At 54.2% G+C, this 9987-nt stretch carries 9 protein-coding genes and 1 tRNA gene; 6 read left to right on the forward strand and 4 right to left on the reverse strand.

Going from position 1 to position 9987, the window contains the following annotated elements:
* Positions 1-93: 93 nt before the first annotated feature.
* Positions 94-1002 carry a LysR substrate-binding domain-containing protein gene (locus AAAH10_RS13110; RefSeq protein WP_343564283.1) on the reverse strand — a complete coding sequence of 303 codons (909 nt, stop codon included), beginning with the start codon at positions 1000-1002 and terminating at the stop codon, positions 94-96.
* A gap of 100 nt (positions 1003-1102) precedes the next feature.
* On the opposite strand from AAAH10_RS13110, the gene AAAH10_RS13115 reads away from it, so the two are divergent.
* The 4 genes from AAAH10_RS13115 (at position 1103) to dgcA (ending at position 5437) form a co-directional block, all read left to right on the forward strand.
* Positions 1103-2368, forward strand: coding sequence for a 2-methylserine hydroxymethyltransferase (locus tag AAAH10_RS13115; protein ID WP_343564285.1), 1266 nt, complete (start codon positions 1103-1105; stop codon positions 2366-2368).
* A gap of 171 nt (positions 2369-2539) precedes the next feature.
* Positions 2540-3397 (forward strand): D-amino-acid transaminase, encoded by an 858-nt coding sequence (locus AAAH10_RS13120; RefSeq protein WP_343564287.1) that lies wholly within the window; start codon positions 2540-2542, stop codon positions 3395-3397.
* A gap of 42 nt (positions 3398-3439) precedes the next feature.
* The gene (dgcN, locus tag AAAH10_RS13125) at positions 3440-4447 is read left to right on the forward strand and encodes an N-acetyltransferase DgcN (protein WP_343564289.1); all 1008 of its coding nucleotides are present in this window, start codon (positions 3440-3442) and stop codon (positions 4445-4447) included.
* Positions 4448-4450: 3 nt separating this feature from the next.
* Positions 4451-5437, forward strand: a complete 987-nt coding sequence (gene dgcA, locus AAAH10_RS13130; RefSeq protein WP_343564291.1) for an N-acetyl-D-Glu racemase DgcA — start codon at positions 4451-4453, stop codon at positions 5435-5437.
* 26 nt (positions 5438-5463) lie between these two features.
* On the opposite strand, the gene AAAH10_RS13135 is transcribed toward dgcA, so the two are convergent.
* Positions 5464-6468, reverse strand: a complete 1005-nt coding sequence (locus AAAH10_RS13135; protein WP_343564293.1) for a helix-turn-helix domain-containing protein — start codon at positions 6466-6468, stop codon at positions 5464-5466.
* A gap of 173 nt (positions 6469-6641) precedes the next feature.
* On the opposite strand from AAAH10_RS13135, the gene AAAH10_RS13140 reads away from it, so the two are divergent.
* On the forward strand, positions 6642-7712 hold the full coding sequence (locus AAAH10_RS13140) for an alpha/beta hydrolase family protein (protein WP_343564295.1): 1071 nt from the start codon (positions 6642-6644) through the stop codon (positions 7710-7712).
* A 66-nt stretch (positions 7713-7778) separates the two neighbouring features.
* Here the strand turns inward: AAAH10_RS13140 and AAAH10_RS13145 are convergent, their stop codons facing one another.
* A complete protein-coding gene (locus tag AAAH10_RS13145) occupies positions 7779-8072 on the reverse strand; it encodes a hypothetical protein (RefSeq protein WP_343564297.1) in 294 nt (97 codons plus the stop codon).
* Between the two features lie 313 nt (positions 8073-8385).
* Between AAAH10_RS13145 and AAAH10_RS13150 the strand changes: the two genes are divergently transcribed.
* Positions 8386-8475: transfer RNA gene (locus AAAH10_RS13150), tRNA-Ser, on the forward strand.
* 249 nt (positions 8476-8724) lie between these two features.
* On the opposite strand, the gene AAAH10_RS13155 is transcribed toward AAAH10_RS13150, so the two are convergent.
* Positions 8725-9783 (reverse strand): hypothetical protein, encoded by a 1059-nt coding sequence (locus AAAH10_RS13155; RefSeq protein WP_343564298.1) that lies wholly within the window; start codon positions 9781-9783, stop codon positions 8725-8727.
* Positions 9784-9987 lie beyond the last annotated feature (204 nt).

Below are 9987 nucleotides of genomic sequence, written 5' to 3' on the forward strand. Positions count from 1 at the left end.
CTATCGGAAAGGCTCCGTGTGAAGACTTCGGAGCGAATTTCCGGTGCAGGTAAAGTAAGCGGGCAGGTTTTCAAAGCCCGAAACAGGAACAGGCTAGTGGCCTTCTTCCCTGTTTCGGGCTTTTTCGTCTTCGAAGAGAACCGGTTTGATGTCCGCGAAGAGTGGTGATCCTGCAAAGGAAGCTGTGAAGCGGGCCACCAGCTTTGTCTGAAGATCAATGTGTCCCGGGAAGGGGCGGACCAGCTCTCCATTTTCCAGAAAGCGGGTGACCAGTGCCTCGTGCGCCATCAGCACGCCATAGCCGTGACGGGCCTCATCCAGTGCGATGGAAAAGAGTGAATGGGATGTGCTGGAAAAGCCCTGCCTGTTGATGGATTGCCCGGACAGCCACAAATCCCAGTCATTGTGCCACACGCTGTCGCAAAGCAGAACTTCCCCGGAGAGATCCGCAACTGTTTCAAGTCTGGAGGCCACGCTTGGTGCGCAGACCGGGAAAATTCTGTCCTCTGCGATCAGGATGTCACGGGGTTTCAAAGGCTCTGATGAGTAGAACAGGGTGATGTCATAAGGTTCCCGTGACAGATTGGGTGGTGTTTCCATTGCGGAAACGGAAATGGAAACCTCCGGGTGGGACTGACGGAGCTGCGCCAGCCTGGGAGTAAGCCAGAGCTGTGCAATTGCAGGCAAGGCTGCAATTCTAACCCGGTTAGGCATGGCCTTGTTACGCAGGGCCTGGGTGGCCAGCCCCAGCTGGTCAAAGGCCAGGGTGAACTTCGGCAAAAGCTCTTCTGCCAGGGCGGACAGGGTTATCCCCCTTATATTACGGATGAAGAGAGGGGCTCCTGCCCAGGCTTCCAGCGATTTGATATGCTGGGCAATGGCGCCCGGGGTGACGCCCAGTTCCTCGGCTGCAGCGGTGAAACTGCCCAGGCGTGCGGCGGCTTCAAAGGCCCGCAATGCATTCAGATGTGGCCCCCTGGAGCGAGGAGGTGTGATTGCCATCTTTCAAGACTCAGTTTTTCTAGGCCAAAAAAATAGAAATACTCGTTTGTCGAGAGCCTGTCGAATCCTCAATATTTTTTTCAGGAAATGGAGAGGTACAATGACAAAACACTTCACTCAAACGCTTCTGGGCACGGACCCGGTTATTGCTGAAGCCCTCGAAAATGAAAGAAATCGCCAGCAGGAACAGATTGAGCTGATTGCATCAGAGAACATTGTGAGCCGATCTGTGCTGGATGCCCTCGGGCATGAAGTCGTTAACAAGACTCTGGAAGGTTATCCCGGCAATCGCTTCCATGGTGGAGGCTGTTTTGTTGACGTGATGGAACAGATGGCCATCGACAGGGCAAGGAAGCTGTTCGGCTGCACCTACGTCAATGTCCAGCCTCACTCGGGGAGCCAGGCCAATCTGGCTGTTTTTTATCTGCTGCTGCAACCGGGTGACAAAGTACTGTCCCTTGATCTTGCTGCCGGCGGGCACTTGAGCCACGGCTTGAAAGCCAATCTGTCCGGGCGCTGGTTTGATGCGCATCATTACGGTGTTGATCCTCTTTCCGAGCAAATTGACTATGACAAGCTGGAACAGCAGGCTCTGGAGCTTCGCCCAAAGCTGATTATTGCTGGCGGTTCGGCCTACCCGCGGGAGATTGATTTCAAGCGGATGCGGCAAATTGCAGACAGGGTTGAGGCCTGGTTTCATGTGGATATGGCGCACATTGCAGGGCTGGTTGCAGGCGGCGTGCATCCGTCACCCTTCCCTCACGCGGATATCGTCACCTGCACCACGACCAAGACTTTGAGAGGACCAAGAGGCGGATTGATCCTGACCAACCGGGAGGAATGGTTCAAAAAACTGGACTCGGCTGTCTTTCCCGGTGTGCAGGGCTCCATTCACACGCAGGTTATTGCAGCCAAGGCCGTGTGTCTCGGGGAGGCCCTGAGCGAGGATTTCAGGCGTTATGCTGTGCAGGTCAGGAGCAATGCCTCCAGACTTGCAGCTGTTCTGGGAGAACGGGGGTTGCGGATCGTCTCCGGCGGAACGGACACGCATCTTGTTCTGGTTGATCTCAGTCCCAAGGGCATTACCGGCAAACAGGCCGAGACTGTTCTGGAAAAGGCCGGTATCACAGCGAACAAGAACGCCATTCCGAATGACAGTCCCCGTCCGCCGGAGTGGGTTGGTCTGCGGCTGGGGGCAGGCGCTGCGACGACCAGGGGAATGAAGGAAAGGGAATTCGGGTTGCTCGGCGAGATGATTGCTGATCTTGTTGAAGCCGAGGCCGGTGGAAAATCAGGTGCGGTTGTCGAGAGGTGCAAAACGCTGGTTTCGAAGCTTTGTGCGGAATTCCCGGTCTACAGACCCTGAATGTGATATGTCTTCCGGTTTTCTGGAGTGGCAGAAATATCCTGAGACTTGGAAAGACATTCCTGATAAGAAGGCTGACAGGAGTTTCGGGCTTTCTTTTGACGTTAAAAGAACTAACCCTCGGGCGAAGAAAAATTGCCCTGTGTGTGATCCCGGTACAGGGGAGGAATTATGGAAAAGATTGCGTATGTGAATGACCGGTTTGTTCCTGAAAGTGAAGCCAGTGTATCGGTTTTTGATCGCGGGTTTCTCTTTGCGGATGGCATTTATGAAGTCACATCGGTTCTGAAAGGGCAGTTGATTGACTTTGAGGGGCATGTCGCGCGTTTGCGACGTTCCCTGAGCGAACTGGACATGGCTTTTCCGCTCGCGGATGAGGAGCTGGAGGCGCTTCATCACGAGCTGATCCGTAAAAACGATCTGGTGGAAGGCGGGGTCTACATTCAGATCACGCGTGGTGCGGCTGTTCGTGATTTCGCCTATCCGGCCGATACCCGACCAACGCTGGTGATGTTCGTTGTGCGCAAAAACCTGCTGGACAATCCTGCTGCCGAGAGTGGAATCTCGGTGATCACTCTTGAGGATATTCGCTGGAAACGCCGCGATATCAAGACTGTTGGTCTTTTGGGATCTGCCATGGCGAAGGAAGCGGCTGTGCGTGCCGGTGCAGATGATGCCTGGATGTACGAAGACGGTTTTGTCACGGAAGGCAGTTCCAACAACGCTTATATCGTCAATGCCGAAGGCGCAATCGTGACCCGTCCTGCCAGCAACGAGATCCTCAATGGTATTACCCGCCGGGCCGTCTTGCGGCTCGCCGAAGAAACCGGGATGAAACTGGAAGAGCGGCCCTTTACCGTGCAGGAAGCTTGTGAAGCCCGGGAAGCCTTTGTAACCTCGGCAACAACGATTGTGATGCCTGTTGTCAAGATCGATGACAGCGTCATTGGCACTGGAAAGCCCGGACCGGTGGCCCGTCATCTGCGAGCACTTTATATCGAGGAAGCCCTGGCTTCCATAAAGGACTGAATACGGAAATTTGTGCGGTTTTCTATACTGGAGACAACAGACATGGAACTGAAAACACCTTATCTGCTTTTTCTGGGCGATGTCCCGGATGCTCTGGCCGCCAAGACGGCAATTGGAATTGTTGAATGGCGCCCCGAGTGGTGTGTGGGTCAGTTCCGCATGGAGGGCTGCGGGGCCGATTGCGGCATTGATGACCTGTCGATTGAAGAGGCCGTGACCAGGGGATGCAAAACCATGGTAATCGGCGTGGTGAATGCCGGCGGTGTTCTGCCGGATCACTGGATCGACAACATCGTCAGGGCGCTGGATGCAGGGCTGGATGTTGCATCGGGTCTCCACATGCGTCTGGAAGACAATGCACGCATTCGCGAGGCTGCAGAGCGCAGTGGTGCACAGCTGCACAATGTGCGTCATTCAAACAGGAAGTGGGCAACGGGCAAGGGCACAAAACGACGGGGCAAGCGTGTCCTGGCCGTGGGGACAGACTGTTCTGTTGGCAAGAAATATACGGCGTTGGCGCTGGAGCGGGAAATGCGCGGGCTTGGCATGGATGCAGACTTCCGCGCGACCGGTCAGACCGGGGTTTTCATTTCGGGCCGTGGTGCGGCCATTGATGCTGTCGTTGCGGACTTCATTGCCGGGGCTGCAGAGTGGATCAGTCCGGCAGCCGAGAGTGATGATCACTGGGATGTTATTGAGGGGCAGGGGTCACTCTTCCATCCGAGCTTTGCCGGCGTTTCTCTGGGGCTGCTGCATGGCTCCCAGCCGGATGCTCTTGTGATCTGTCACGAGCCGACACGCAAAACGATGAGGGGTGTGGAAACGCTGCTGCCATCCATTCAGGAGGTTATTGACCTGAATCTGGCGTGTGGTCGTCTGAACAATCCGGATATCAGGTGCGTCGGTCTGGCTGTGAACACCCAGGCGCTTGAAGAGAATGAAGCGAAAGGCTATCTGGCCAAGCTGACTGCGGAGTACGGCTTGCCTGCAACCGATCCTGTCCGTTTTGGAATGCGCGAAATTGCACAACGCCTGAAAGACGGGTTCTGAGCCATGACGAAACGCAAGCTTGAGACGGCTGTTGACCATTTTCCCATTGCTGGAAGCTTCACGATTTCACGGGGGAGCAGAACAGAGATCGTTGTGGTTTCGGTTCGTTTGTCCGACGGGAACACGGATGCGCAGAGCGAGTGCGTCCCCTATGCCCGTTACGGGGAAACTGTTGAGAGTGTGCTGGCGCAGATCGAAGAGCTTCGCCCGGAGATGGAAGCTGGTCTGGACAGAAGCAGGTTGCAGGAGATTATGCCGGCAGGCGCTGCGCGCAATGCGCTCGATTGTGTGCTGTGGGATTTTGAAGCCAAGCAGTCCGGGAAAAGAGCCCAACAGCTTGCGGGCCTGCCTGATCTTGAACCCCGTGTCACGGCCTACACCTTGAGTCTGGGGACTGCTGAATCGATGCTGGAAGCGGCAAAGGCAGCAGCCCATCGTCCCCTCCTGAAGGTCAAGCTTGGTGGCGAAGGTGATGTGGAGCGTATCCGTGCTGTGCGTCAGGGGGCGCCTGAGAGCAGGTTGATTGTTGATGCCAATGAAGCCTGGCGCCCTGAAATCTACGAGGCCAATATGGCCGCCTGTGCCGAAGCGGGTGTATTGCTTGTTGAGCAGCCTTTGCCTTCCGATGAAGATCATCACCTTGCAAGTTTGCCGCGACCGGTGACAGTCTGTGCGGATGAAAGCCTGCACACACGAAAGGATCTGGAGCGTCTGCGTCCTCTCTATGACGCCATCAACATCAAGCTGGACAAGGCTGGAGGTTTGACAGAATCCCTGCTCCTTCAGCAGGAGGCCCGCAAAATGGGCTTTGAGATCATGATGGGATGTATGCTCGGGACATCTCTGGCCATGGCTCCGGCAATGCTGGTGGCGCAGGATGCTGACTATGTTGATCTGGATGGCCCCCTGCTCTTGAAAGAGGACCGTGACAATGCCCTGCAGTTTGATGACGGACTGATCTTTCCGCCTGAACCAAAGCTGTGGGGGTAGACAGAGGGAGCCATTGGCTCCCTTTTTTAATGGTCGAGTTTGATGTCCCGCCATTGGGTCGGAGAGCAGCCCTGTATCCTCTGGAACTCCCTGTTGAAGTTTGACTTGCTGTGAAAACCGCTGTCGATGCTGGCGTTGAGAACGGATTGCCCTTCCAGCAACAGTTTGCAGGCGTGACGGATACGGTAGCTGTTGATCAGACGAGATGTGTTCTGCCCGTATTGCCTGTTAATTGCCGAGGACAGAGCCTTGACGGGAACACCCATTCTCCGGGCCAGTCGCTTGAGTGTCAGATCGGGGTCCAGATAGAGAGGCTCCTGATCCAGCAGGCTTTCCAGTCTTGCGATCAGTTCCCTTTCCTCTTCGTTGCTCGCAGGACTGTTTTCCTCTTCTGTATCCGGTTCCTTTCTCTGCTCCTCGTTCTGGGCCTGAGACAGGGACAGGAAGCCGATGGTCAGCAGGGTCAGGCCGGAAGACAGGGTGATGATCCAGAGGCTCCATTCCCCGTTTCTGATCATGTGATCATAGGCAATAAGGGCATCGCTGGCAGCAGAAACGATCAGGGCAATGGCAATTGCGCGCCAGGTCACCAGAGGAAGGTTTCCCTTGTCGAGACTGGCCAGTGGCATCTGATCACTCCCGCCGGCGAGTTGAATCAGAATGGCAAGGCCATATCCCAGAAAGAGTGCGGGAATGACGGTATCCAGAAAGGCCGGAGCCAGCAGGATGGTTGCAACTGTCAGCAGAGGCGGGAGGATGTGCCAGAGATCACGGGACATCCGGAGCGGGCGAACGGATGCGGACTGAAAGGCAATATAGGCCAGGGGAGGCAGAATGGTTGCCGTAACCGGTTGAACAAGCTGCAGGGCATGAAAACCGTAGTGAAGATTCAGGCTCAGGATCAGATTCTGAAGCGCGCAGACAAGCAGGAGAAAGCGCAGGGACAGGGGCCGGATGCCCTGAAGCTGTGCTTTCAGGGTCAGATAGAAGAGCAGCAGGGCAATGAAAAGGGGAATGGGCAGGCTGGGCATCTGAACGGAAACTCTGTGCTTTGGTGGGATGTAACCAGAATACAGAACTCCCGGTGTCCGTGAAGTCTTTTGAGGTCCTTTAACCGGTTTGAGGACGTCCCAAAAGGCGTTATGGGGCGAAAGAAGCGACTTTTGCTTCCAGTGTCAGGGCATCACCGCAAAGGAGAAATGTGATGTTCACTGTACAATACAAACGCTTTTTGAAACCGCTGGGCAAGGTTGTTCTCGCTCTTTCTGTCATCTTTCCTGTCGCAGGAGCGCAGGGCGGAGAGGAACAGTCTGATGCAGTCGGATTTGAGGATGTTCGTCTCGAAGTCCCCCATCAGGCCCGACCGCTGGAAGTTGCGCTCTGGTATCCGGTAAGGGAGAAGGGCTATCCCATGGTCATCGGGGACAATCCGGTTTTCAGGGGGACGAAAGTCTGGAAAGGCAGCCTGATCGAGGAGGGGAGCTTTCCTCTGGTGTTGCTTTCACCGGGGTCGGGTGGAAGCCCGGTTACGCTGGGCTGGATTGCTTCAAGGCTGGTCAGGCAGGGGTATGTGGTCGCAGGTTTTCGTCATCCGGGCACAACGACCGGGGATTCCTATCCGCAGCGGGCTGCGGAACACTGGACACGGGCAGAGGATATCTCGGCCGTTCTGGACTTTCTTCTGGGGAAAAGCGGCTTTGCCGGATCCATTGAGGCTCAGGACATCTCTGTTCTGGGGTTTTCTCTGGGAGGATTGACGGCTCTGCAGGTTGGTGGGGCGCGTCCGAGCCTGTCGCTGTTCCGGGAACAGTGCGAGGGCTCTGCCCGGAAACGTGAGGACTGTCAGTATCTGGCGTCCGGAGGTGTTGATTTGTCTTTGCTGGATGGAGAAGCTTTCGGGCAGGATCTCAGAGATAGCCGGATCAAAAGGATCGTTGCTGTTGATCCGGCTCTGACTCCGGCAATGCCTGTCAAAAACCGGGAAAGTATTGCTGTGCCAACATTGCTGATTAATCTGGGCTTTGAGGGCGAGCGGATGTGGGCCACGGACCTGTCGGATCAGGGCAGCGGCTTTGCCGGGGATTTGCCCAACAGCGAATACTGGACCCTGGGCGGCGCCAATCACTTTGCCTTTCTGGGGGAGTGCAAGGACGGTGCGGGGATTATCCTTCAGGAAGAAGGCGAAGAGGCCATTTGTGAAGATCCTGCGGGAAGTCTGCGCAGTGTGCTTCACGAAAAAATAGGAGCCAGAATTCTTGGCTTTCTCAAAAAATGACAAGTAGGAATGCAGGGGAGTTCAAAAACTCCCCTCCGTTCACGTTGCTGTCCTGCAGGCTGCGCGTCAGACGCGTTTCAGTCGGCCCAGCATATAAAGGATGCTGCCGAAAATCCCGAAAACGGCAACAAAGGGAAAGAGCAGGACAGGTGTGATGATCCCATCCCACAGGCTCGGAGTGATGTAACGCTCGACGACAGCCTGTGAGAGATTCAGTGAAAAGGGATGGATCCTGAACCAGAGCTCCCCGAAAAGGGAAAGGTGAAATGGCTGTCCCTGCAAAAAGCTGATGCCGTCAAAGGCAAGGCTGGCAGCAGCCAGCAGGAGGAACAGCAATCCCGTGTATCGCAATATCATCATTTAACCAGTTACTCCGGATCAGGCGGCGTCGCTCATAACTTGTTACTGACTATACTATTACAGTCATGTGCTGTTCTTTTGAAAGGGAAAAGGGATCAGGAGAACAAACCCTTACGTGATTGTGAAGAGCTGTGGTGGTTCTTTCGGGCTTCTGTATCAGGGGGAAGCAGGGTGCTGGTTCGCCTGAAAACAAAAAAAGAAGAATCGCTGTGAAAAGGGCTTGCACCACCCTTACAGAATGAGTAAGTTCCGCCTCGCACCCGGTTGAGCTTTTTGCTCCATATTGGCCGGAACAAGTGCTTTATACGAGTGCGGAGAGGTGGCCGAGTGGCTGAAGGCGCACGCCTGGAACGCGTGTATACGGTAACCCGTATCGAGGGTTCGAATCCCTCTCTCTCCGCCATTAACCTAAAACGAACTTTCATATGCCCGAGATAGCATAACCTCAAAAGCCCAGCATTTGCGGGCTTTTTCGCTATTTGCAATTAACTTCCTCTCTATAAAAACGCCCCGTTTTTCTCTAATTTTCCTCCTATATATGCCCCTTTCCTGAAAAACACCGTACTTGGAAAAGTGAAGTACGGAGCTTTTAGTCATGGGAAATCAAGGGTTTGGCAATTGACCAGTTCGCACCAGTCTATGCCTATCATTGTCAACCAGTGAGCTGGCGCAGCACGTTATCAGCAGCTTTGATAACAAACTTTGCTTTGTATGCTTTCTCGCTCTCTTTCCAAGGCACCGGGTCCTCCGAAAGGCCAAAGGTTTGTTTGAGCTTGTTCGCCAGTTCCTGCTTTTGTTTTTTGACGCGATCAGTGGCGTCCTGATTTTGCCATGAGATGCTGCCGCCTGTTGTGGCGAGAGAACGTAACAACGTCCACTGCAGCGTTGGCTTGCCGGAATTCTGGTTCTTCATCTTCAGGTGTTCAGGTTCCAGCCGTTCTTGAATCTGTCCGCACGAAACCAACAACATCTCTGTTGCAGTAAATTCGAACACAAACTGCTCCCACGTTGCGCCTGCTGGTGTTGGGAATTGATACTCCGATCCCGGCTTCGCTGATTTTGGCAACACCGTTTCCAACCAATTGGAGACGATGGTTTGAGCGCTCTCTTTCCCCATGGCTTTGCCTACGCCATCAACGGCAAGCACATCATCTATACCGATGAGTTTGGATTTATGCCTGCTGCTCTCATCAGAGCTGGCAGTGCTGATGAGGCTGCTGGTGGCGGCGATCAACAGAAACGTCTGCTCGCCCATGCAAAGCTGATTGACGATTTTATCCAGCTGCGATGATGTCTGGCCCAAAAAGCAATAGACAGGAAAGCTGTACTCGGCTTGAGGATTCAGTACGCCAAATTTCCAAAGGGCTATATGGCCTGTGACCTTTTCATGTTGCTCGATAAAACCAATGGCGGCGGCAACTTTGGTCGCCAGTTTTTTGTGATCGATGCGATACAGCGCAAGTTCTGATTTTTCAATTGTGCGGCAGTCGCACTGTTTGGTATCAGATGTACAAATGCCAACAATATCGCTCGGCCCATGCTGGACGACATTCATGTAGCATCCGGCTCGACCATTACAGGGAATGGCGGATGCTTGCTCATTGGTGATGGCAAGCAGCTCTTCCGGAAAATTTTGCCATTCAGCTTTTACACCCTTGCCACCTGAAAGCTCTGTGAGTTTACGCCATAGCGGCGATTGATACTGCGTCATGGCTCTCCTGATGCGTTACGGGTTGTGTGCTGTCTTCTTCCTCTTTCTGCTCATTTACAAAGCCACGTTTCCGCAGCTGACCTGCCCCCATTGAAGTGTTCCATTGTTTGAGTTCGGATTTTGACTTATTCCACCCGCGAATAAGGAGAAATCAAATGGGAAAGCAACGTCGTTACACACCAGAGCAGATCATCAACAAATTGC

Source organism: Carbonatibacter coralli, assembly GCF_039592655.1.
GTDB classification, from domain to species: Bacteria; Pseudomonadota; Alphaproteobacteria; order Kiloniellales; family Kiloniellaceae; genus Carbonatibacter; species Carbonatibacter coralli.

What these genes read in the sequence shown, in the direction of transcription:
- AAAH10_RS13110 (WP_343564283.1), bottom strand. Translation starts at nt 1,002, where the DNA reads ATGGCAATCACACCTCCTCGCTCCAGGGGGCCACATCTGAATGCATTG.
- AAAH10_RS13115 (WP_343564285.1), top strand. Translation starts at nt 1,103, where the DNA reads ATGACAAAACACTTCACTCAAACGCTTCTGGGCACGGACCCGGTTATT.
- AAAH10_RS13120 (WP_343564287.1), top strand. Translation starts at nt 2,540, where the DNA reads ATGGAAAAGATTGCGTATGTGAATGACCGGTTTGTTCCTGAAAGTGAA.
- dgcN (WP_343564289.1), top strand. Translation starts at nt 3,440, where the DNA reads ATGGAACTGAAAACACCTTATCTGCTTTTTCTGGGCGATGTCCCGGAT.
- dgcA (WP_343564291.1), top strand. Translation starts at nt 4,451, where the DNA reads ATGACGAAACGCAAGCTTGAGACGGCTGTTGACCATTTTCCCATTGCT.
- AAAH10_RS13135 (WP_343564293.1), bottom strand. Translation starts at nt 6,468, where the DNA reads ATGCCCAGCCTGCCCATTCCCCTTTTCATTGCCCTGCTGCTCTTCTAT.
- AAAH10_RS13140 (WP_343564295.1), top strand. Translation starts at nt 6,642, where the DNA reads ATGTTCACTGTACAATACAAACGCTTTTTGAAACCGCTGGGCAAGGTT.
- AAAH10_RS13145 (WP_343564297.1), bottom strand. Translation starts at nt 8,072, where the DNA reads ATGATGATATTGCGATACACGGGATTGCTGTTCCTCCTGCTGGCTGCT.
- AAAH10_RS13155 (WP_343564298.1), bottom strand. Translation starts at nt 9,783, where the DNA reads ATGACGCAGTATCAATCGCCGCTATGGCGTAAACTCACAGAGCTTTCA.